Annotated in this window: 17 protein-coding genes and 2 pseudogenes; 9 read left to right on the plus strand and 10 right to left on the minus strand. The window is 43.7% G+C overall.

Annotated elements, in window-relative coordinates; all coding sequences use genetic code 11:
* Positions 1-2 precede the first annotated feature (2 nt).
* Both dusB and prmA read right to left on the minus strand, forming a co-directional pair.
* Complete coding sequence (dusB, locus tag K5R16_RS07025; RefSeq protein WP_220736819.1) at positions 3-971, minus strand: tRNA dihydrouridine synthase DusB; 969 nt, start codon at positions 969-971, stop codon at positions 3-5.
* A gap of 151 nt (positions 972-1,122) precedes the next feature.
* Complete coding sequence (gene prmA, locus K5R16_RS07030) at positions 1,123-2,004, minus strand: 50S ribosomal protein L11 methyltransferase (RefSeq protein WP_220736820.1); 882 nt, start codon at positions 2,002-2,004, stop codon at positions 1,123-1,125.
* Between the two features lie 370 nt (positions 2,005-2,374).
* On the opposite strand from prmA, the gene K5R16_RS07035 reads away from it, so the two are divergent.
* From K5R16_RS07035 to K5R16_RS22470, 6 genes and pseudogenes are all read left to right on the plus strand, one after another.
* Positions 2,375-3,079 carry a fumarate reductase cytochrome b subunit gene (locus tag K5R16_RS07035; protein ID WP_220736821.1) on the plus strand — a complete coding sequence of 235 codons (705 nt, stop codon included), beginning with the start codon at positions 2,375-2,377 and terminating at the stop codon, positions 3,077-3,079.
* A gap of 147 nt (positions 3,080-3,226) precedes the next feature.
* Positions 3,227-3,901, plus strand: coding sequence for a fumarate reductase cytochrome b subunit (locus K5R16_RS07040; RefSeq protein ID WP_220736822.1), 675 nt, complete (start codon positions 3,227-3,229; stop codon positions 3,899-3,901).
* 96 nt (positions 3,902-3,997) lie between these two features.
* Positions 3,998-5,995 (plus strand): fumarate reductase flavoprotein subunit, encoded by a 1,998-nt coding sequence (locus K5R16_RS07045; RefSeq protein ID WP_220736823.1) that lies wholly within the window; start codon positions 3,998-4,000, stop codon positions 5,993-5,995.
* Positions 5,992-6,735, plus strand: coding sequence for a fumarate reductase iron-sulfur subunit (locus tag K5R16_RS07050; protein ID WP_220736824.1), 744 nt, complete (start codon positions 5,992-5,994; stop codon positions 6,733-6,735). Before K5R16_RS07045 ends, K5R16_RS07050 begins: the two co-directional genes overlap by 4 nt.
* Before the next feature lie 163 nt (positions 6,736-6,898).
* Positions 6,899-7,780: pseudogene (locus K5R16_RS22465) on the plus strand (LysR family transcriptional regulator); the annotation flags it as partial.
* 210 nt (positions 7,781-7,990) lie between these two features.
* Positions 7,991-8,296: pseudogene (locus K5R16_RS22470) on the plus strand (GNAT family N-acetyltransferase); the annotation flags it as partial.
* Positions 8,297-8,620: 324 nt separating this feature from the next.
* Here K5R16_RS22470 and rho read toward each other — a convergent pair.
* Positions 8,621-9,886 (minus strand): transcription termination factor Rho, encoded by a 1,266-nt coding sequence (rho, locus tag K5R16_RS07060; protein ID WP_220736826.1) that lies wholly within the window; start codon positions 9,884-9,886, stop codon positions 8,621-8,623.
* 503 nt (positions 9,887-10,389) lie between these two features.
* Positions 10,390-10,716: a thioredoxin TrxA gene (gene trxA / locus K5R16_RS07065; protein ID WP_020910647.1), complete on the minus strand. Its 327-nt coding sequence runs from the start codon at positions 10,714-10,716 to the stop codon at positions 10,390-10,392.
* 406 nt (positions 10,717-11,122) lie between these two features.
* On the opposite strand from trxA, the gene rhlB reads away from it, so the two are divergent.
* From rhlB to K5R16_RS07080, 3 genes are all read left to right on the plus strand, one after another.
* A complete protein-coding gene (gene rhlB / locus K5R16_RS07070; protein ID WP_220736827.1) occupies positions 11,123-12,436 on the plus strand; it encodes an ATP-dependent RNA helicase RhlB in 1,314 nt (437 codons plus the stop codon).
* 16 nt (positions 12,437-12,452) lie between these two features.
* Entirely contained in the window at positions 12,453-13,367 is a 915-nt protein-coding gene (locus K5R16_RS07075; protein WP_220736828.1) for an exopolyphosphatase, read from the plus strand.
* Between the two features lie 377 nt (positions 13,368-13,744).
* A complete protein-coding gene (locus K5R16_RS07080) occupies positions 13,745-16,726 on the plus strand; it encodes a TonB-dependent receptor (RefSeq protein ID WP_220736829.1) in 2,982 nt (993 codons plus the stop codon).
* Between the two features lie 70 nt (positions 16,727-16,796).
* Here the strand turns inward: K5R16_RS07080 and K5R16_RS07085 are convergent, their stop codons facing one another.
* The 6 genes from K5R16_RS07085 to tatC all read right to left on the minus strand — a co-directional run bounded on the left by K5R16_RS07085 (position 16,797) and on the right by tatC (position 23,173).
* The gene (locus K5R16_RS07085) at positions 16,797-17,333 is read right to left on the minus strand and encodes a thioredoxin family protein (protein WP_220736830.1); all 537 of its coding nucleotides are present in this window, start codon (positions 17,331-17,333) and stop codon (positions 16,797-16,799) included.
* 237 nt (positions 17,334-17,570) lie between these two features.
* Positions 17,571-18,581 carry a porphobilinogen synthase gene (gene hemB, locus K5R16_RS07090; RefSeq protein ID WP_220736831.1) on the minus strand — a complete coding sequence of 337 codons (1,011 nt, stop codon included), beginning with the start codon at positions 18,579-18,581 and terminating at the stop codon, positions 17,571-17,573.
* Between the two features lie 93 nt (positions 18,582-18,674).
* Complete coding sequence (locus tag K5R16_RS07095; protein ID WP_220736832.1) at positions 18,675-20,552, minus strand: diguanylate cyclase; 1,878 nt, start codon at positions 20,550-20,552, stop codon at positions 18,675-18,677.
* Positions 20,552-21,346: a TatD family hydrolase gene (locus K5R16_RS07100; protein ID WP_220736833.1), complete on the minus strand. Its 795-nt coding sequence runs from the start codon at positions 21,344-21,346 to the stop codon at positions 20,552-20,554. Before K5R16_RS07100 ends, K5R16_RS07095 begins: the two co-directional genes overlap by 1 nt.
* Positions 21,346-21,864 (minus strand): hypothetical protein, encoded by a 519-nt coding sequence (locus K5R16_RS07105; RefSeq protein WP_220736834.1) that lies wholly within the window; start codon positions 21,862-21,864, stop codon positions 21,346-21,348. The genes K5R16_RS07100 and K5R16_RS07105 overlap by 1 nt, the downstream gene beginning before the upstream one ends.
* A 541-nt stretch (positions 21,865-22,405) precedes the next feature.
* Entirely contained in the window at positions 22,406-23,173 is a 768-nt protein-coding gene (tatC, locus tag K5R16_RS07110; RefSeq protein WP_220736835.1) for a twin-arginine translocase subunit TatC, read from the minus strand.

Consider the following 23,173-nt stretch of genomic DNA (forward strand, 5'->3'; position numbering starts at 1 on the left):
TATTAATTTGCTGCAAATTCATCAAAATAGTGTTCCACCATGGAACATTGTTCTTCAACGGTCACAAGCTGATTAAACTCAGCTCGAAAAGCGCGTTGTGATTCTTGGTTTAGATACCATCCAACATGCTTTCTTGCGAAACGAATGCCCTTATAATCACCATACAATGAGTACAGCATTTTAAGGTGTTCAAGCATCAATTGACGCTTTTCATCCATTTCAACGGGCGCTAGCTTATTACCTGTCTCCAGATAATGTTGAATTTCCCTAAATATCCAAGGCCGTCCTTGAGCGCCCCGTCCTATCATCAAAGCATCCACACCAGTATAATCCAGCACAAACCGCGCTTTCTCTGGCGTTAAAATGTCTCCATTAGCGACAACAGGTATCGAGATCTGTTTTTTAATTGCTTTAATGGTGTCGTACTCGGCTTCGCCTTTGTACATGCACTGTCGCGTTCTACCGTGAACGGCTAACGAGGCAATGCCACAATCTTCCGCAATCTGGGCGATATGAACACCATTCCTGTGCTCTGGAACCCAACCCGTTCGAATTTTTAGCGTAACCGGCACATCGACTGCTGCTACTACGGCTTTTAGAATCTCTTCTACTAGCTGTGGATCTTGCAGCAAGGCGGAGCCTGCTAGCTTCTTATTCACTTTTTTCGCCGGACAGCCCATATTGATATCAATGATCTGAGCGCCTTGCTGTACATTCACAGCGGCGGCATTCGCCATTAACTCAGGGTCTGAGCCTGCTATTTGAACTGAACGTATCCCGTCTTCACCTGCGTGTGTCATGCGCAAGCGGCTTTTATCGGTATCCCAAACATCAGGATTAGATGAAAGCATCTCTGAAACCGCCATGGCTGCGCCATAACGAATACATAGATTTCTAAAGGGCTGGTCTGTGACGCCTGCCATTGGTGCCACGATCAGCTGATTTTTCAGTCGATAGGGTCCAATCTGCATTTATCAAATCACCTTGCTCGTCAAAGGGGCGCTATAGTACGCCTTTTTCAAGCCTGTGAAAAGGTCAATAAATGACCTGAGGGCAACTTTTTTGCTTGACTTTTGCTAGGTGAGAAGTCTGTCGCGGCGCAGAGCGCGCCGCGCAATACCGTTATTTACGTATCCCTGTCAAGCGACTCCAGTCGTCTTTGTGAGCAGGCGCGTCCATGTCGAACCACTTGCTGTAAAAGGTTGAAACTTCGTCAGCTTGCTCTTTTAGCAGACCTGATAGTGCCAGTTGGCCACCAGATTTTACTTTTTCTGCAATCAACGGTGCCAATTCACGCAGTGGACCTGCAAGAATATTTGCGACTAGGATGTCGGCGATTAAACCTTCTGGCTGATCTTCTGGTAGGTATAAGGCAAGTTGATCTTCAACGCCGTTACGCTCAGCATTAGCTTTAGAAGCTTCAATGGCTTGGTAATCGATATCAACGCCAGTGACCTTCTCTGCGCCGAGTTTCAGCGCTGCAACCGCTAAAATGCCTGAGCCGCAACCAAAGTCGATAACGTCTTTATTGTGGTAATCAAGACCATCTAGCCACTCTAAACATAGTGCCGTGGTTGGGTGCGTGCCGGTACCAAATGCTAAGCCAGGATCAAGGATCACGTTAACAGCGCTAGGATCAGGGATCTCACGCCAGCTTGGGCAGATCCACAAGCGATCGCCGAACTTTATTGGGTGGAAATTATCCATCCATTCGCGTTCCCAATCTTTGTCTTCAACTTGTTCAATCTTATGGCTGAAGTTCTCACCAAGATAAGGCAATAACCTCAGGCGTTCGACCACAGGTGCTAAATCGTGGTCAGCTTCAAACAACGCAATGATCACGGTGTGGTTCCACAGCGGCGTTTCACCTAAAGTTGGTTCGTATATAGGGGTGTCTTTACCATCTTCGAAGGTAATTGAAATTGACCCTTCTTCCATCAGCTGATCGCTAAGTGCGTCTGCATGAGGACCATCTGTATCAATTCTTAGTTGGATCCAAGGCATGAGAATTCTCGTTTGCTACATATATCGGCGTATTGTATACCCAAACCGCTATTAGGTGCAGGAGATGAAGGTAATATTCATGTTATGACTTAGCTATTTATTGGTTCAATAACAGGGTGATGCTGTTGTAGTCGCAAAAGATTGATAGCGTTTGTTTTGTTTGAAATGGCTGCTCAAGTTGCTGAAAAATATTGGCTAAATGGTATTACCACTGTTTCTGTTTTACCCCTTTGTTTGTGATCTTACTCTAATAGTGACCTGAAAGAGAGTGAGCAAGGTCACGATTAAAAATGGTGATGCAACTAGGAGATAAACATCTTGCTACAGTGTAAATCCCACGACTAGGCATAAGATAAACAAGACAACCACCATGTTAGCATCCTACATAAGCGCAAATGGACACCCCGCATCAGCAAAAGCGGACAAAATACAAAGCATCACCGGCGTGTTGATGGGGTGCTTCCTATTAGCTCATCTGCATTTTGAATCTAGCATCTTACTCGGTAAAGACGCATTTTATACCGTGGTGCAGTTTCTAGAAGGCGGCATGTTTAGCTCAACAGGGCACGGCTTCCCAATTGTGACTAAGGTGTTTTCTGTGTTTATGCTGCTGGTGGTGATGGCGCATGCTGCGGTAGCCTTACGTCGCTTTCCTGCACAACTTGGACAGTGGCGAGCACTTAGGCGGCATATGTCGGTGATTAATCACAAAGATAGTCATGCGTGGTTCTGGCAGTTAGCGACGGGCTTCGTTCTATTCTTCTTAGTTCCAGTGCACCTTTTTACCATGATTGCTAATCCTGAGATTGGCCCGCATCTTTCTGCTGAACGTGTTTACCACCAAAATGCTTGGTTGCTGTATGCGCTATTGCTACCTGCTGTCGTGATCCACGCCATGATTGGCCTTTATAGAGTGGCGGTTAAATGGGGTTTAACCACTAAACGTACAGGGCTCCGTAAAATAGCAAAAGGCTTAATTATCTATCTGATTATTATCGGTGTGCTTAGCTTAGTGTCTTACCTAATAATCGGTAGCGAACTGAGCTTACCAGTAGAAGCATATCGTCCGAGTTAACAATAGTTTGTAGTGCTTGTTTAGATAAATTAGCGATAGCTTGAGTAAATGCTTTTTTATTGATCTATCTCACGGTTGGTAAGTGATTTGTGAGCGACATTGGTACAGTCGTTCAGTAACGCTTCTACAGCATGGATAGGTAAGCGAATGGGAATAATAAATCGCGGTAAATTGAGTGGTTGGCTTGATATTAGCCAGAGTGTAAGTGGGGTTGTTCTCGCAATATTCTTGTGGACACACCTGATATTGGTGTCGTCGATATTGCTTGGCGCAGAGGCAATGACATGGGTTGCTAAAACCATGGAGCTGAGTTTCTTAACGGCTGATGGGCACGGCTACCCTTGGGTAGTCACCATTATTGCGATGATTATCGCCGTTATTGCGTTGGTACACGTATTGGTGGCGGCTCATAAAATGCCACTGAACTTGCGTCAGCAAAAAGCCCTTAAGCAGCAGCTTAATGTCGTTAATCACGGTGATACCCGCTTATGGGTTTGGCAAGCTGCGACAGGTGTAGTGATATTTTTACTCCTGCCTGTCCATTTGTGGCTGATAGGTGCAGCACCTGAAACCATTGGCCCTTATGGCAGTGCTGACAGGATTTGGCAACAAGGGGTGTGGCTGCTGTATCTGCCATTGCTGCTATGTGTTGAGCTACATGCTGCGATTGGAGTTTACCGCGTTGCTGTAAAGTGGGGCGCCGCCCGAGATCTCAATAGCCGCAACAGATTGAAAAAAATTAAGAGCATTATTAGCGTTGTTTTCATCCTGGTGGGAATAGCCTCTCTATTGGCATTTTTGCCCTATGCAAATGCGTTATAGAAAGAATTTATAAAACGGCTTAGCAATCATGCTGAGTAGAAGTAGTAATTGAATATATAACCATAAATTGACTCTGCACCCGCTTAAGGAGCACGTGTGAAACTGATATATACCGATTCGTTAGTGGTCGGCGCTGGACTTGCTGGATTACGAGTAGCTATCGCGTCGAAAGAGCGTGGGCTAGATACCGTTGTGTTGTCACTGATCCCTGCTAAGCGATCACATTCGGCGGCGGCGCAAGGTGGCATGCAAGCAAGCCTAGGCAATACCGTGAAAGGTATGGGAGATGATGAAGATGTGCATTTCCAAGACACGGTAAAAGGGTCAGATTGGGGCTGCGATCAAGACGTCGCGCGGATGTTCGCCCATTGTGCACCTAAAGCCGTACGCGAGTTGGCAAATTGGGGCGTACCTTGGACTCGTGTCACAAAAGGGCCACGACAGGTGGTGGTTAACGCTGAAAAAGTCACCATTGAAGAGGCGGAAGCGGCGCATGGCTTGATTAACGCACGTGATTTCGGTGGAACTAAGAAGTGGCGTACCTGTTATACCGCAGATGGTACAGGCCACTCTTTGCTTTATGCCGTCGATAATAAAGCCATCTCGATGGATATTCCCGTACACGAGCGTATGGAAGCTTTGTCGCTTATTCATGATGGCAAGCGCTGTCATGGCGTGGTAGCGCGCTGTTTGGTGACCGGTGAGCTACGCGCTTACGTTGCTAAGTCGACCACCATTGCAACGGGAGGATATGGCCGCATTTATGAAGTTTCTACCAATGCCATTATCTGTGAAGGGATTGGTCAAGCGTTAGCGCTTGAAACCGGTGTCGCCAAACTGGGTAACATGGAAGCAGTGCAGTTCCATCCAACCGCTATTGTACCGGTTGGGATTTTGACTACCGAAGGTTGCCGAGGTGATGGAGGCTTACTGCGCGACAAAGATGGCCACCGCTTTATGCCGGACTATGAGCCAGAGAAGAAAGAGCTGGCATCGCGCGATGTTGTTTCACGTCGTATGACCGAGCATATGCGCAAAGGCAAGGGTGTTGATAGTCCTTACGGGCCGCATCTATGGCTAGATATTACTTTGCTTGGTCGTAAGCATGTGGAGACGAATCTGCGTGAAGTTAAAGAGATTTGTGAGAACTTCTTAGGTATCGATCCTGCTAAAGATTGGATTCCGGTTAGACCGACACAGCATTATTCAATGGGCGGCATTCGCACCGATGCTACTGGGCAAAACCCGCAGCTTAAGGGATTGTTTAGCGTTGGTGAGGCAGCTTGTTGGGATATGCATGGTTTTAACCGCCTTGGGGGGAACTCGCTGGCAGAAACCGTGGTGGGTGGCATGATCATTGGTAAATACGTTGCTGATTTCTGCCAAGAGAACACCTTAGAAATTGATACCGGTCTGGTTGAGTCCTTTGTCGGCAAAGTGCAAAACGAGATTGATGACTTAGTCGACGGTGATGGCACTGAAAGTCCGTTCGAGCTTAAACAGCAGATGCAGCGGATTATGATGGACTATGTTGGTATTTTTCGTAATGGACCTGAGCTAGATAAAGCGGTCAATGAACTACAAGCGTTGCTCAAGCGAGCCAAAGCATTAGGACTTAAGTGTAAAAAGCGTCACGCTAACCCTGAGCTTGTTGAAGCGCTGCGTGTTAAGCGCATGCTCAAGGTAGCACTAACTGTTGCTGTGGGCGCTGCTGCTCGAACTGAGAGCCGTGGAGCACATGCTCGTGAAGACTTCCCGCAGCGTAACGATAAAGACTGGCTAAGCCGCACGTTGGCAAGCTGGCCAGACGCAGAGGCGTTATCACCACAACTTGATTACGAACAGCTTGATGTAATGAAGATGGAGCTGCCACCAGGATACCGTGGTTATGGTATTAATAACGCGATTGCGCACCCTGACACTGAGAAACGTGAACAACAGATCACCGAGATCTTGAGCCAATTAGGCGATGAGGCTGACCGGCATGAACGACAAGATGCGTTAATGCCGTTTGCAGTCCCTGAATCGCTAGCACCCAAAAATGAACGTTTAAGTGAAATGCCACAACAGCAAGTTGCAGGAGAGGCCAAATGAGCCAAGAAGCTAAAAAAGGCCGCATGTTAACCTTCAACATATTCCGCTATGACCCGCAAGAACCAGGTGATAAGCCCAAGATGGTGAAATACCAGTTGGAAGAAACACCGGGTATGACGGTATTTATTGCGCTTAACCGTTTGCGTGAAGAGCAAGATACTTCTCTGCAATTCGATTTTGTCTGCCGTGCGGGGATCTGTGGAAGCTGCGCGATGGTGATTAATGGTTTTCCAACATTAGCCTGTCGCACTCTGACCAGTAAATATCCTAAAGGCGATATCATGTTGATGCCACTGCCTGGATTTGAACTGATTGGCGATCTTTCTGTGAATACTGGTAAGTTTATGCGTGAACTTGCTGAGCGTTTAAAGCTTTGGCTGCATCCTGTAAGTGATGATATTGATGTGCATCGTCTAGAAGCACCGATGGATCCAGCTGAAGCCGCCAAGCTTTATGAGCTAGAGCGCTGCGTTGAGTGTGGTGTGTGCGTGTCAGCCTGTGCTACAGCGCAGATGCGTGACACTTTTGTTGGTGCCGTGGGCATGATGAAGTTGGCGCGATTCGAGCTCGATAGTCGCGATGGCCGTGAGCTTGAAGACTTCTACCATGTCATTGGTAATCAAGATGGAGTATTTGGCTGTATGACGTTATTAGGCTGTCAGGATAATTGCCCGAAAGATTTGCCACATATGCAGCAAATAGCCTACCTGAGACGCAAAATGGCCATCACTTTGGTTTAGCCATAAAATATACGCGAGCACCACACCTTGTCATTCTTGGGGGGGGCATAAATGTTCCAGACATGAAGCCTGCGAGAGCAGGCTTTTTTGTGGGTGACGTTTAGCTCACTATTATCTACAATAAGATGATAATTTTCGCTGTTTTATAGATGGAATATTGATAATGCAGTTAAACGATTTAACGCTTTTTGTTAGGGTTGCTGATTGTGGCAGCTTAACTGCAGCGGCTGTAGAGCTTGATATTTCTACTGCAGTTGCCAGTGCTGGGCTTAAAAGGCTAGAGAAAGAGCTTGGTACCTCACTATTTATCCGCAGCACTCGCAGCCTTAGATTGACTGCGGCAGGTGAACGTTATTTGATCCATTGTAGGAGTGCGCTTGCTGATCTTGATATGGGACAGCGTGCAATTACTTCCAGCCTTGCTGAAATATCCGGCTCTATCAGTCTAGCGGTACCATCAGATGTGGGCCGTAATGTGGTACTTCCATGGCTGGATGATTTTCTTTCTGAGTATCCAGAGCTTAATCTTCGGCTGCATATCGGCGATAACTTATCAGACTTTTATCGCGATAAAATAGATGTGGCATTGCGATCGGGTAAACCAAAAGACTCATCGCTGGTGGCCTTTAAAATTTGTAATTCCAGCCGAGTACTATGTGCTTCACCTGAGTATATTGAGCGCATGGGGGCGGTGACTTCATTAGAGCAACTGCAGCAACATAACTGTTTGTTCTTTATGTTGGACGAGCGTACGCATGACCAATGGTTTTTCAGCCGTGATGGTCAGAAACATAAAGTACGGGTGACCTCTAACCGCACTTGCAACGATGCTGATGTTGCCAGGCGCTGGGCGGTGGCAGGTCAAGGTGTCGTTTATAAGTCGTGGTTAGATCTGACCGATGATATTGATACCGGACGACTAGTGCCAATGCTTACTGAATATGCTGGTGAAGAGGCTGACTTGTATCTGGTTTGCCCTGGTCGTGAGCATGTTACTCCAGTCGTTTTACTGCTGCGAGATATGCTTAGAGAGCGCTCAAAAGCATGGTTAGCAAGGACTAAAGGGCGATGTTTAAAGGACACTCCATCCAAGCCATTGATGAGGACCGTTAGGCAAGCCAAGCATGCAGATTTAACCACGCTACAAACGTTAGCTAAAGGGACGATAAATAAATGTTACCGCTCTTTTTTAGGTGATGAAGGCGTTGATTGGTTTATCAATGGGGGTGGTAGTGATAGAGAGATCATTGAGCATCTAGCAAACATTGTGGTGCTAGAGGTTGATGGCGTTATCGCGGGTTACTGCGCCGCAGAAGAGGGATTTATTCAGATACAGATGATAAGTCCTTTGTTGCAAGGTACTGGCTTAGGCAGTTATTTATTGGCAAAAATTGAAGCTATGCAATTTACTGAGGGATATGAGCATTTGCGACTAGAAACCTTTAAGGGCAATCAGCAAGCGCTTAACTTCTATCAAAAGCATGGTTGGTCAATTAGCAATGAAGAGCAAGATGAATCATTTGGCTTTAGCAAAGTATCGATGAGAAAAATTATTGAATGATTAGGGGCTGTTGACCTTTCTCGGTTGTTTTTGTCGCAGTGTATTGGCTAATTTAACAAGGTGGAGGCTACGACTGTTTAGTCATTCTTCACAATAAGCCTACCAAACAGTAAAAAAGCCAAGAAGCGCGGCCTTTTGTTATCGTTTCAATAGCTTTTAGCTCTAATAGAGCAGGGTGGGTTACGAACTAAGCATCATCGCTCAAGCCTTGCCTTAAAATTATTGAACTTGAGCAAAAACTAAGCTGGAAAGATCAATGACCTCTAAAAACAGAGATAAAAAAACCGCATAAATGCGGTTTTTTTAATGCTTGTAACGGCTAATCTAAGTCTTAGCGCGCTTCATGGCAGTGAAGAACTCATCGTTTGTTTTGGTCATTGCCAATTTATCGATAAGGAATTCCATGCCAGTCACTTCATCCATTGGGTTCAAGATTTTACGCAAGATCCACATTTTTTGAAGTTCGTCTGGAGTTGTTAGTTTCTCTTCACGGCGAGTACCAGAGCGGTTGAAATCAATCGCTGGGAATACACGTTTTTCAGCAGCTTTACGAGAAAGGTGTAATTCTTGGTTACCAGTACCTTTAAACTCTTCGTAAATGACTTCGTCCATCTTAGAACCTGTATCAACAAGTGCTGTTGCGATGATGGTTAAGCTACCGCCATGTTCGATGTTACGAGCTGCACCAAAGAAGCGCTTAGGACGGTGTAGTGCGTTAGCGTCAACACCACCGGTAAGTACTTTACCTGATGAAGGAATAACAGTGTTATAGGCACGTGCTAGACGAGTAATCGAATCGAGAAGAATGACTACGTCTTTCTTATGCTCAACAAGACGCTTAGCTTTTTCGATAACCATCTCTGCGACTTGTACGTGACGGCTCGCTGGCTCATCAAAGGTAGAAGCAATCACTTCACCTTTAACCATGCGCTGCATCTCGGTAACTTCTTCAGGACGTTCGTCAATTAGCAATACCATCAATACAACGTCTGGGTTGTTGTAAGTAATGCTTTGCGCCATGTTCTGCAGTAATAGGGTTTTACCCGCTTTTGGCGGAGCAACAATCAAACCACGTTGACCTTTACCTACTGGTGAACATAAATCCAAAATACGTGAGGTAATATCTTCAGTTGAACCATTACCGCGCTCCATGCGTAAACGTTCTTCGGCATGTAGTGGCGTTAAGTTTTCAAAGAGGATCTTATTACGAGAGTTTTCTGGGCGATCGAAATTGACCTCAGTCACCTTCAATAGTGCAAAATAACGCTCACCATCTTTAGGTGGGCGGATTTTACCGAAGATACTATCGCCAGTACGCATGTTAAAGCGGCGAATTTGGCTTGGTGATACATAAATATCATCTGGACCCGCTAAGTAAGACCCATCAGAGCTACGTAGGAAACCAAAACCGTCTTGTAGGATCTCTAATACGCCGCCACCGAAAATATCTTCACCGCTTTTGGCGTGGGCTTTCAAGATCGAGAAAATAATGTCCTGTTTACGAGCACGGGCCATATTTTCGAGCTTCATGTCTTGGGCTAGTTGTACTAAATCTGAAATCGATGTGTCTTTTAATTCTGATAAATTCATCTTGGTGGGTCTTGTTTTTTGCGTGACGATGCCATCTTTGATCAATGAGGTTAAAACTTTTTGAATATCGATCGGATAGCGAGAAGTGGGTTAGTTAGAATCGCTTTGGTTATTAAAGTAGCACTAACTTGACGGGGCGTCTAGAAATTTAGTTAAACCCGACACATTTTCTTGTTGAAGCTGTGTCGGGAGTCACTCTAACTTGCTTTAGTGGCTTATAGAGCCACTAAAGTGTTATACCAATTGGTATAAGTAGTGGGTCTACTCAGAGTGTTTTTTGGCGAACTAATTCAAGGCGGATAATTGCCATAATGGTTGCTCCCTTATGCCTTTATCCAACACCGAACTAGCAAGCCAAAAACACTCCTTACAGGCGAGTGTTAGCGGCTCCGATGCTGCGTTAATGAGCTTGAACGTAGTATAACTATGTACTTCACTCATTTTTTTGCCTCAAAACCGCTAAACTCTCGCTGAGCGACCAAATCTTTATACCGGTTGGTATATTAGAGTTGACCGTCAATAAACTCTTTAAGTTGAGTCTTTGAAAGGGCGCCAACTTTAGTCGCAGCAAGCTCACCAGCTTTAAATAGTAGTAGAGTTGGAATGCCACGAACACCATATTTAGCAGGTGATACGTTGTTTTGGTCAACGTTTAACTTAGCAACAGTGATCTTACCTGCATACTCTTCAGCTACGTCATCTAAGATTGGGGCAATCATTTTACAAGGACCACACCATTCTGCCCAAAAATCAACCAGAACTGGTAGTTCTGAGTTAATTACGTCATTTTCGAAGCTATCGTCGCTTAGGTATACAATCTTGTCGCTCATGTTGTTCTCCAGTTTGGTTGCCATTGCTGGTTTGTTAATGGCTTAACCTGTATATTGGGTCGGTAAAATAGCTTTTCAAGCTAAAAGTTAATCATTTAATAAAGTCGCTACTCTCGGGTATCGAAAAACGCTTTAGACAAGACGATGATTTATAGGCATAGTGAGCCTAAGTCAACGATGACTAACGCCTAAAAACGTATTTAATTCGCCTTAAGAGAACGCTAAATACACGCTAAAATTTCATAGCATCACCATAAATAGAGGGAATAGTGATTCCGTCACCGATGCTGCAAATATCGTGAAAAACGTTTCTCTGAGTGTGTACCAATTTTCAGCGATAAAAATAATATCGTTATTTCAAACGATCACGTTTCTTATTGCAACCTTTTACAGGTAAGCCTGCACTATGAGCGAAACACATTTATCTACAAAAAAGTTTGCCGACTTCCCGTTACATAAAGAAGTTCAACAAGCACTTAACGAAGTTGGTTTTGAGTTTTGTACGCCGATCCAAGCGTTATCATTGCCGATTTTATTAGCGAAAAAAGATATCGCCGGACAAGCACAAACGGGTACGGGTAAAACATTAGCCTTTTTAGTCGCGACATTTAACCACTTGTTGACTGAAGCTGTTCCAGCTGAGCGAAAGATTAATCAACCACGCGCTATCATCATGGCGCCAACACGTGAGCTTGCTATTCAGATTGCTAAAGATGCCAACCTACTGGCTAAGCATACTGGCCTTAAAGTCGGTATCGTTTATGGTGGCGAAGGTTATGAAGCACAACGAAAAGTGCTTGATAAAGGTATCGATATCTTGATTGGCACAACAGGTCGTATCATCGATTACGTTCGCCAAGGTGTTATAGACGTGAGTGCGATTCAAGCAGTAGTGCTTGATGAAGCGGATCGTATGTTTGATCTAGGCTTCATCAAAGACATTCGTTTCTTGTTTAGACGCATGCCTGATGCAAAATCACGTTTGAATATGTTGTTCTCTGCAACGCTTTCAATGAAAGTGCAAGAGCTGGCATATGATCACATGAACGAACCTGAAAAAGTTGAAATTGCGCCGAATGAGAAAACCTCTAAGAATATTAAAGAGGAGATCTTCTATCCATCGATGGAAGAGAAGATGCCGTTGCTATTGTCTTTGCTCGAAGAAGATTGGCCAGAAAAAGCAATTGTTTTCTCAAATACCAAACACAGCTGTGAAAAAGTATGGTCATGGCTTGAGGGTGATGGACACCGAGTTGGCTTACTGACTGGTGATGTACCACAAAAGAAACGTTTACGTATTCTTGAGCAATTTACCAGTGGTGACATCGACGTTTTAGTGGCAACGGATGTAGCAGCTCGTGGATTGCACATTGCTGATGTATCTCACGTATACAACTATGACCTACCAGATGACTGTGAAGATTATGTACACCGTATAGGTCGTACAGGTCGAGCAGGTCAAAAAGGGGTCTCAGTTAGCTTTGCTTGTGAAGAGTATGCGCTGAATCTACCTGCTATTGAGAGTTATATTCAACACTCCATTCCGGTGACGTCCTACGACAGTGAAGCTTTGCTTGATGATATCCCTGCGCCAAAACGCATCCATCGCAAGCCAAGTAACCATAGCCGTAACTCTCGCGATCGTAGCGGTTCTCGTCCTCAAGGCGGCCATCGTGGTAATGCACCACGTCGTCACGACAAGACACGTAGACATTCGTAACAGAGATACTGCGTAAATGACCTCACCTAGCTATGCAGCCATAACGTTAGGCTCAAATAGTTTTAATATGATGGTGGCTAAAACCGTTAGCCATCATCCTAAAATTGTTGCCAAATATAAACGTAAGGTGCGTTTAGCTGAAGGAATAGAGGCTGATGGTTCGCTGAACCCGTCAGCGATGATGCGGGGTATTGATTGTCTCGCAATGTTCTCTGAGATGCTTATTAAAGAGGGCGTATCGGCTGATAATGTAGAGATCATCGCTACCGCTACTTTAAGAAAAATTAGCAATGCTGATGATTTCTGTCAGCAAGCTCTCACAGTATTACCTCATCCAATTAGAATCATTTCCGGTATCGAAGAAGCACAACTAATTTATCAAGGCATGGCTGCAACTACTGAAGGTTCAGGGCGACGCTTAGTGATTGATATTGGTGGTGCGAGTACCGAGTTTATTATTGGTGACGGCGATAATATTCTACTTAAAACCAGCCTTGCGATGGGGTGTGTCACCTTTAACAATCGCTTCTTTAATCAATTCCCTTTTCAGACTCTCGATTTTGACCAAGTCAAAAATAGCGTCAAAGCAGCGTTAGGGGATTATGAACAACAGCTAACGCATCTTGGATGGCACTGTGTTGTCGGAGCCTCTGGTAGCGTGCAATCGGTTGTTGAACTGCTTAATGCTCGAAGTGAGTCAACGGTCATCAGTTTGGATGTATTGTTAACACTAAAACAAGAAGTTCTAAGTCAGGGTTCTCCATCAATGCTGGACATTATTGGCTTGAAACCTGAGCGAGCTCCTACCTTTGCAGCAGGTGTTGCGATACTGCTGGCACTATTTGAATTGCTTAATATTGAAAAATTACACCTCTCTGGTGGCGCATTACGTGAAGGCGTTTTGCATCAATTGGCTAAGCGTACGGATTAAGGTTTCTTATCCTCTCAGCATTGATTACAACGACTACCTATATCATCTCTTATTCTGGTTATAAATAAATATTGTATATTATATTTATTTATTCTTTAGGCTCTTGGAGATCCTAAAAGCCCAGCTGGCTAGTTTTTAAGCTTCAAAGTACTACTTTTGTTGGGTATTCACTCTGTTCCTCCGTTATTTTCTCTGAACTTCCTTAAGCCAAAAATCATTATTGACGAACTATTGCGTGGATAAAGTAGATTGTATACGACTTGTGAATGATGTTAACGTGCCGTTGCATTTTTCTAGAAAGTGATGCCGAAACAAAACGGCGACCAAATAATAAATGGAATTTGCATAAAAACTATAGGAATAAAGGGAAATTTTGTATGAACGGAAATAACGCTTCAAAGCGATTGACTGCAAGAAAAACACTGACAGCTTTAGCTGTTGGTTCGGTGTTAATGATGACTGCTCCTGCGGTAATTGCTGCAGACGGCTTTGGTGTCATAAAGGGACACATAACAACAGATGTTGGTGGTGATGCTAGCAATGCTACAGTGACTATCAAACATGAATCTAAAGGGATTGTAAAAGAGACTATTACCGGGGCTAACGGTAACTTCTCATTAAAAGGCCTCCCGATTGGTAAGTACACAGTGACCATTATGAAAAATGGTTTCTATCAAGTACAAGAACAACACATTGAAATCACAGTAGGTAATGCACTGACATTTGATGTGGCACTTGATGCTGAAAATGCAGACGTAGAACGAATTGCAGTAAATGGTGCGCGAATTAGTCGAGTAGACACAAGTAGCACAACCACTTCCCAAGTTATTTCAATTAAAGAGCTAAACCAATTACCAGTTGAACTCGACTCGACGGCAATTGCATTGTTGACTCCTGGATCTGTTGCTGGAGATGATGGTTTTGGCGGAGTTGCTATTGGCGGCTCATCTGTTGCGGAAAATGGTTACTATTTAAATGGGTTGAACATTACCGATTTAAGAAAGGGGATGGGCGATATCGATCTTCCGTGGGAAGCGATGGCACAAACAGAAGTGCAAACTGGTGGCGTATCAGCTGAATATGGTCGCTTTATCGGTGGCGTTGTTAACTTGGTTTCCAAATCCGGTGACAATGAATGGAAGTTTGGTGCAAAGGCGGAATATGCTCCAAATTCATTAGCTGAGCCAGATCTTCGTGTCAAAAATGATGGCAGTATCGAAGAAGTTGAAGATGGTTCATGGGAAGAAACTGAATATAACATGTGGGCTTCTGGTGCGATCGTTGAGGACAAGTTATTCTTCTACGCATTATGGAACCCAAATGTAGAGCAAGAAACGACTGCGGGTGAGACGACTAGCAGGGATAAAGAGTGGGACACTAATCGTTGGTTTACTAAGTTGGATTGGTATATTACTGATGATCATTCATTAGGGATGATGGCATTTAGTAACGAAGGTGATTACTCAAGTACACAATATAACCGTGATGAAGACGGAAATAGAGGTGATGCGATTGGTCTTACTGAGTCTACCTATGGTGGTATCGGTTGGAATGCGCAATACACAGGCTATCTAACTGATGATATTACGTTATCTGCGATGTATGGTGAGATCACTCAGTCGACCAAAGATAACTCAGGTACATTAGAACAATCTACTTATGAAGATTATCGTTCAGGCAGTTATGAGCGTTTAGGTGATTGGGTTGGTTACGGTTCATCGGAAACTGAAGATAAACGTATAACTTACCGCATCGATCTTGATTGGGTTATTGGTGATCATACTTTACGTGGTGGTTATGATTATGAACGTTTAGAGATTGCAGATATTTATACTCCTCATGGCGACGGTTGGTATGAGTATTATGCTGCAGGTGCTGATAACTCCTACGGCCTAACTGAAGGTACTGAGTATGCAGACCTACGTATCTGGGGTAAGCAAAGTGCTACAGAAAATGTCCATACTGCGTTTTATATCTCTGATACCTGGGCTGTCACGGATACCGTGACGATTAATGCGGGCGTTCGCTATAGTGAATTTAGTAATACCACGGGTTCTGGTGACAAATACGTTGATCTAGATGGTCAATATGCACCAAGATTGGGTGCAACTTGGGATGTACTCGGTGATGGTGAAAGCAAGATCTATGCATCATACGGTCGTTACTTCCAGCCGGTATCTCCGAACACAAACTTAAGAATGGCATCGTCTGCGTATGATTCTCATATTGTAAGTCGTCTTGATGGTGTAAATGCAGATGGTTCACCTATTCTAGGTAGTGAAATTGACCGTCGTGTTGTGGCTGATGGTTCAGTACCTGACGCTGATCAGCTGTTCAACAACAAAGCGGGTTCAATGTATTCTGATGAGTTTGCACTAGGTTACCAGCAGCAAGTTAATGACGATTGGGCAGTTGGTATTCGTGGTGTATACCGTGACTTAAAGCAATCTATTGAAGATGTATCGTTTAACTATGGTATGAACCAATGGGTCACCGATAATTACGATGCGAATACATGGCATGCTGGTAACGGTGAGACAAGTGCTGAAGATTATTTTGTTGGTGGTTGGTTCCCTACTTTAACAAACCCAGGTATTGGCACTGAGATCTATTATGATGTCGATGGTGATGGCGTTAAAGAAGCGGTAAACGTAAACTCTGACCAAATGGGTTTCCCTGAGGCAACTCGTACCTATAAAGCGGTTGAGCTTAACTTCTCAGGCAATGTAACCGAAGATTTCGTGTTAAACGGCTCTTATACTTGGTCTAAGAGTGAAGGTAATACAGAAGGTTTAGTTCGTTCTGATAATGAGCAGGCCGATCCAGGTTGGACTACCTCTTTTGATTACCCAGAGTTAATGGATAATGGTGAAGGTTACCTGCCAAATGATAGACGCCATAACTTTAAGTTATACGGTGTTTACAACATTACTGAAGACTTCAGCGTAGGTTTTAACTCATACTTGCAGTCAGGTCGTCCAATTAATGCATTCGGTGTGCATCCTGAAGATCAAGGATATTGTGTCACTGCTGTTGAAATCGTAGGACGTTGCTACGGTCGAGATTGGTATGGTGCTTCATCATTCTATGCTGATGGAGAAGCTGCACCACGCGGCAGCATGGGTCGCACAGATTGGGTTTATAATATCGATTTGAACCTTTCATATACACTTGATATGGCAGATGCAGGTTTGCTTAACTTTAAACTTAATGTGTTCAACCTCTTCAACTTTGATGGTGCGAAGGGTGTAGATGAGCAATATGAGTTTGATAGTGGTGCGAAGAACGAGCGTTATGGATATACGGATAGCTTCCAGCAGCCTCGTTACGTGAGAGCGTCAGTGCGTTACGATTTTTAAAGATTAGGTAATAGCAAAATAAAACCGCTCATTAGAGCGGTTTTTTTATATTAACCAAGGTATTAACTGATTAGAGCTTTAGTATATTCGCTAGGTCTTTCTCTAACGTCACTTCTGGTCTTTCAATAATACGGCCAACCTCTACACTGTCTTGCTCAACAATAATGGTTGGAATACGTGAGAACTCATAGTGCTTAGCTAAGCCTTGTGGGTCTTCTTTCGCTCTATCAACGCCAATGAACTGCACCGTAATGTTTGGGTTATTAACCTGCTCCATGATACGGATGAATCGCGGTGTTTCACGGTGACAATCAGGACACCAAGTACCGATAATAACCGTGATTTCGGTTGGCACTGTGATAGTTTGCAGCTGCGCAATTGTTGCTTGGTCAGCTTGGTAATCGCTATATTCTTGGCTGAACCAATCAAGCACATTCAGTTGTTCGTTGCTTACTAATCCGGTTAAGATCACTTCTTGTTTCTCCTCGCTGCAAGTGGCCATAAAGCCCTCTTGCTGTTCTTCGAATCCGCAACCACTATTGGCCATACTTTGGCTACTAAAAAATAAAACTGTGGTGGCAAGTAATGCTTTAACGTTATTGTGCATGATTATACCTTTCGCGAGAAGAAATGAATTCTGCTTTATTCAATCATGTCTTAACTAACGGGTGAAGCATACTCTGGGAGTACTGTTAAAGCGATCACTGCAATATTGTTGATTTAGTGGCAGGGCTCACACAATCGAGACTAAGGTGGGTGATGAGTAGAGCAACATTGAACTTTTATCTAGCCAGAAAATAAAATGCCACTCTATGTTGAGTGGCATTTTTCTATCAGATTTTGGCTATTTATCTTCTTTTAACCACTGTGCTGCGCGCTTGGCAAAGTAAGTTAAGATGCCATCAGCACCAGCGCGCTTAAAGCAAAGTAGTGATTCCATTACGATAGCTTTTTCCGCTAACCAACCATTTTGAATTGCAGCCATGTGCATCGCGTACTCACCACTGACTTGGTAAGCAAAGGTCGGTACCGCAAGTTCAGTTTTAACGCGGCGGACGATATCAAGGTAAGGCATGCCTGGCTTAACCATAACCATGTCAGCACCTTCTTGAATATCGAGTACAACTTCGTGTAATGCTTCATCGCTGTTGGCTGGATCCATTTGGTAGCTATGCTTATTGCCACCTTTAAGGTTCCCCGCAGAGCCCACTGCATCGCGGAATGGACCGTAGTAGTTAGATGAATACTTGGCTGAGTAAGCCATAATTTGAGTATTAACATGGCCAGCAGCTTCTAGAGCTTCACGAATAGCGCCAATACGTCCATCCATCATGTCAGACGGAGCGACAATGTCTGCACCTGCGTCAGCATGGCTAAGTGCTTGCTTAACCAAAATCTCAGTGGTGATATCATTCATGATATAACCGGTTTCATCAATAATGCCGTCTTGCCCATGAGTGGTAAATGGGTCAAGGGCTACATCGGTCATCACACCTAGATCTGGAAAAGCTTCTTTTAGCGCACGAACAGCACGTTGTGCTAATGCGTCTGCATTATATGCCTCTTCTGCCATCAAGGTTTTCTTTTCTGAAGGCGTAACAGGGAAGAGTGCAATCAATGGGATCCCAAGCTCTACTAACTCGGCAGCTTCTTTAAGAAGTAGATCGATAGAAAGGCGTTCAACACCAGGCATAGATGCAACTTGCTCGGTACGATTATTACCTTCAAGCACAAACATTGGATAAATTAAGTCATTTGCGGTGAGCTGGTTTTCAGACATGAGGCGACGGCTAAACTCATGTTTACGCATACGGCGCATTCTACGCTGTGGGTAGGCACTGGTAATAATATTCACATTCGGCTCCAAACTTATGGTGATGTCAATCTTGCTTAAGGCTTAATTTAGCTGAGAGCTTACTTGCACTCAATACTTTATCGGGCTTCGGAGTTAATTCTGTTCCTGTTCAGGCGTGTATAGCATGACCCTATTACGACCTTCATTTTTTGCGCGATAAAGTGCTTTATCAGCTAGTTCCAAAAGCAAAGTTGTATGTTGCTCAGATGAGACGATTTCGACGCTCACTCCAATACTAACCGTTAGTGGGATGGTAACGCCGCCCCAACTAATCGGTAACTCAAAAATAGCTTTCCTTATTGACTCAGCAACTTGCAAGGCGCCTTCTTGATTCGTGTTCGGTAATATAATAGCAAACTCTTCACCACCAAAACGTGATACTAGATCGGTTGGTCGCTTTAATTTTTGTTTTAATTCTTCAGCAATAACTCGCAAAGCTTGGTCGCCAGCAAGGTGGCCATAGGTGTCATTAATCGATTTGAAGTGGTCAATATCTAACATGAGTATTGCCATTGGTGTTTGCTGGCGGCGACTAATTCGTCCCTCTGCGACAATTCGTTTGTCGAAAGAATTTCTATTTTTAACCCCAGTTAAACTGTCAATGGTGGTTTGTTCAGTTAATTTTTGATTGGCCTCATTGAGCTCCCTTAGTGCTATCTCTAGCTCTAATGTACGCTCTTGCACCATCTGCCCAAGCTGCTCACTACTTCTAGCCTCTATGCGCAGTGCCTCTTCTCGGGTCTGCTTTACATTTTCGGCTTGCAGCAAGGCTTCTTTTTGGATCTGCATTTTGGCGAGACGCTCGTCGTTATACCGAATAGCAAGTAGCGCAGCCATAAATACTATTTCGAAGCTGAGGCCGAGCATAAAAGGAGTCTTGGCTTGCACTTCAAGCTCAACATAGCCCAAATACATCAAACCGGATATAAGCACACCTAACATCATTCCCGCCCAGCCAATAGCAAAAAGCTTAGCTAGCTTATGGCCACGAAATCCTTGTAGCAATGAGATATACATTAATAATACGCAGGTGAACATGACGGCACAGATATCTATTTTTAGCGCGAGGTTATAGTTTAGAAATAAACCTATAAATAACAGCAAAACAGATATTGCTGCGCCCGCTCTGCAGATCCTTAACATAGTGCGGCTATGATATTTAAGCTGCATCACCTTTTCAGAAAACAGATAGGCAAACGCCATAGATATGCATAACAGCATAGGCAAAATAAAGGTTTGAACCACTGGCCAATTTGGCCATATAAAGCGGAAAGCGATGCCGTGCAAAGTTGCCACAAACAAAGTCAAAGAGAGTACATAACCGGCATAATAGGTATAACTAAATGAATGTGAAGTAAGGGCGATGAATAAACTGAAAATACCAATGGCAATGAGTACACCTATTTGAAAGCCATAGATTAATGAATTTTGTTCTGAACTTTGATAGTAGGCGTTATCTGACCACAGCGTCATCGGAAGATTCGCTGAGCCGGTAGTGCTTATTCTGATATAAAACGTATGAAAATCATCATTCTTACTGCTAAATGGATATGAAAAGTCATTGCTGATGATGGGGCGCTGAGAGAAGGGAATGCTGTCGCCCATGATAACTTTATTGACTAGCCGTTGTCGGTTAAAGTGATATAACTCAATGAGATCTAAATGTGAATTAGCGATTGAAATAATTCTGTTGGTGGTAAACGCTCCATTGCTATATAAGCTAAATTTCACCCAAAACTGCTTGTCGCCTAACCCGCGAATGATATCTGGCGAAAGCTTGTCCCAATCAGTAGAAGACAAGCGGCTTACTTGACTTATATTGCTGCTTTGGTTTGTCGATGTGATGTAAACCCAGTCAGTTAACGGAAGTTTATCCGCAGTATTAATATCGATTGTTAATGCATTTTCAGCATTCACAACACTTGAATATATTAGGAACAGAATGAAAGTCGTGCGAGTAATTAGTGACATTAATAGGGTAACCCAAAAAATGAGCGGCTATTTCGATAGGTTTGCTGTGCAAAATCATCAAAAGGTTGCTGCCGAAGATTAGCCACATACTCCGCGATATAAGGTAAGTATTTAGGCTCATTTTTACTTGATTTAGGCTTGGGGCGCATGCTTCTAGGCAGTAAATAGGGACTATCGGTTTCAATTAAAATGCGGTTGTCAGGGATTAGTGGTACTAGCTCTGCAAGCTCTTGTCCTCGACGCTCATCGCATACCCAACCCGTGATACCGAGATGCAGGTCTTGCTCTAAATAAGCAGCTAAACTTTCGCGGTTTCCGGTAAAGCAATGTAGCAGGGCTGCTGGTAACTGTGGGCGATATTCTTTCATTATAGCCAGAAAGTCTTCATGGGCATCACGCTCATGCATTAATACCGGAAGCTGCAGTTCTACGGCTAATTCAAGCTGCTCAGCAAAAGCTTGTCTTTGTTTCGGTCTGGGTGAGAAGTCACGATTATAATCCAAGCCACATTCGCCAATGGCAACCACACATTGCGCTAAGCTTAGTTGCTTAATTTGATGACTGCTTTGTGGTGTCCATTCGCTGGCGTGGTGAGGATGAACACCAACGGTGCTAAATAGCTGCTTGGGATGCATGCTGCACAATTCTATCGCTTGGGCACTTTCTTCTGTGTGACTTCCTATCACGATCATCGAAGTAACACCGACTTCGTTGGCATTGTCTACAACGCATTGAATCTTTTTCTCTAAGGCGCTGCCAATTAGATTGACAGCTATGTCCATAAACTGTTGCATTACTTGAGACGTTTAACACGAATAGTGGTGTTGCGATCTTCCATACCTAGAGTGAAAGAGCCTAGAGCAGCTTTTTTTATAAATATCTCTTGTTCAGGTTTCAACTTAAAGCGCCGCGAGTCAGTTTGTTTCCAGACTTGACCATTTGTAAACTCAATCTTTAACGCACCATAAGCGTCTTTTTTTACTTTGCTTACTGTAAGGTGAATAGTGTCTATATCCTGATCTTTTTTGCTTTTCTCCAAATTACCAAACTCTTCGACAGCACTCTTTTGTGTGTTGGCTGTAGCGGTTACAACCGCTGTAGAAGAAGCGACAGTAACAGTCTCAGTTGTAGGAGCTTGACTGTTAGAACCTTGAGCTGGCAATGAGTTTGCGATGTTATCATAACAAATAAGACGATCCAGCTTGTCTTGCACCGTCGCGCATTTGGATAGCTGAGATTCAACTGAGGCATGTGCAAAGGTTGACAACAAAATGGAGGCTGTTGTGAACAGTAAAAGCTGAGGCTTAATCATTGAAAATATCCTTTTTATTATTAGGGGGTGTTGATCTTTTACAGTTATTTTTGCCGCAGTTTATCGGCTATTTTAATAAGGTAGAGGTTATGCGGTTTAGTCATTCTCCACCAATCACCTACAACTCAGTAAAAATAGCCAAGAAGCGCGGCCCTTCGGGTTTTATCACTGAATGACGAGTTTTTCACTTAGCGAGCTAAGCATCATCGCTCAAGCCTTACCCCAAAAGTATTGAATTCGAAAGATCAGCAACTCATAGAAGCTGACTACAGAAGGATTTTATATCAATTCCTTCATAGATGTAATAAATTCAGCAACAGCTTCTAATGTGTTTCGATATGAGTAATAGCATAATCATTTTGGAATGGCATTGTTGGAGGTCAGAGAAAGATCACTGCGTCTGTTAAAAGTCGTGCTATATAGAGCTGCAGCGTTAGAGCGTAACCCTCATAAGACCTAACACTAAAAACAAAAAAGGTATTGCTTCATCTATGATGAACGACAATACCTTTTGTTATATTTTTCTATCTATATCTTTTGGCTACTTACTGCTTTCACTCTCTTCAGTGCTATCGTCTTCGTCGTCCTCTTCGGACTCACCTTTACTGTAAAAGCGTGCTGCGATTAAGCCACCTTCAAATAACACTAGCATTGGAATAGCGAGCATTGTTTGCGAAATAATATCCGGCGGAGTTAATAACATGCCGACGATAAATGCGCCAACCACAATGTAAGGGCGTTTCTTCTTCAGCTCTTCCGGTGTTGTCACACCAGCCCAGCATAAAAGAACCACTGCAACAGGTATTTCAAAGGCTAAACCAAATGCGAAAAACAGTTTCAGAATAAAGCTTAAATAACTGCTGATATCGGTCGCAACTTCAACGCCATCTGGCGCAACACTAGTGAAAAAGCCGAATACAACAGGAAACACAACGTAATAGGCAAACGCGATACCGAGGTAAAATAGTAAAGTACTGCTTGCAAGAAGCGGTACAACTAAGCGCTTTTCATGCTTATAAAGTCCTGGAGCAACAAACGACCATATCTGAAACAAAACATAGGGTATGGCGATGAAAAATGACAATACCAGAGTTAGTTTGAATGGTGCAAAAAACGGCGCAGCAACATCGGTTGCAATCATACTGCTCGATTCGGGCAGAGCTTGCATCAATGGAATGGCCATATAATGGTAAATATCATTGGCCCAATAGACCAAACAGATAAACACCAAGAGAACACTACCAATTGCTCGAAGCAGCTTATTACGCAGTTCAAGCAAATGGCTTATTAACGGCTGTTGTTGTGACAT

It is taken from the genome of Shewanella sp. c952 (genome assembly GCF_019654975.1).
In the GTDB taxonomy this organism is placed as follows: Bacteria; Pseudomonadota; Gammaproteobacteria; order Enterobacterales; family Shewanellaceae; genus Shewanella.

Excerpts from the sequence above, each read along its gene's own strand:
- dusB (WP_220736819.1), bottom strand. The coding sequence starts at position 971 with ATGCAGATTGGACCCTATCGACTGAAAAATCAGCTGATCGTGGCACCA.
- prmA (WP_220736820.1), bottom strand. The coding sequence starts at position 2,004 with ATGCCTTGGATCCAACTAAGAATTGATACAGATGGTCCTCATGCAGAC.
- K5R16_RS07035 (WP_220736821.1), top strand. The coding sequence starts at position 2,375 with ATGTTAGCATCCTACATAAGCGCAAATGGACACCCCGCATCAGCAAAA.
- K5R16_RS07040 (WP_220736822.1), top strand. The coding sequence starts at position 3,227 with ATGGGAATAATAAATCGCGGTAAATTGAGTGGTTGGCTTGATATTAGC.
- K5R16_RS07050 (WP_220736824.1), top strand. The coding sequence starts at position 5,992 with ATGAGCCAAGAAGCTAAAAAAGGCCGCATGTTAACCTTCAACATATTC.
- rho (WP_220736826.1), bottom strand. The coding sequence starts at position 9,886 with ATGAATTTATCAGAATTAAAAGACACATCGATTTCAGATTTAGTACAA.
- trxA (WP_020910647.1), bottom strand. The coding sequence starts at position 10,716 with ATGAGCGACAAGATTGTATACCTAAGCGACGATAGCTTCGAAAATGAC.
- rhlB (WP_220736827.1), top strand. The coding sequence starts at position 11,123 with ATGAGCGAAACACATTTATCTACAAAAAAGTTTGCCGACTTCCCGTTA.
- K5R16_RS07075 (WP_220736828.1), top strand. The coding sequence starts at position 12,453 with ATGACCTCACCTAGCTATGCAGCCATAACGTTAGGCTCAAATAGTTTT.
- K5R16_RS07080 (WP_220736829.1), top strand. The coding sequence starts at position 13,745 with ATGAACGGAAATAACGCTTCAAAGCGATTGACTGCAAGAAAAACACTG.
- K5R16_RS07085 (WP_220736830.1), bottom strand. The coding sequence starts at position 17,333 with ATGCACAATAACGTTAAAGCATTACTTGCCACCACAGTTTTATTTTTT.
- K5R16_RS07095 (WP_220736832.1), bottom strand. The coding sequence starts at position 20,552 with ATGTCACTAATTACTCGCACGACTTTCATTCTGTTCCTAATATATTCA.
- K5R16_RS07100 (WP_220736833.1), bottom strand. The coding sequence starts at position 21,346 with ATGCAACAGTTTATGGACATAGCTGTCAATCTAATTGGCAGCGCCTTA.
- K5R16_RS07105 (WP_220736834.1), bottom strand. The coding sequence starts at position 21,864 with ATGATTAAGCCTCAGCTTTTACTGTTCACAACAGCCTCCATTTTGTTG.
- tatC (WP_220736835.1), bottom strand. The coding sequence starts at position 23,173 with ATGTCACAACAACAGCCGTTAATAAGCCATTTGCTTGAACTGCGTAAT.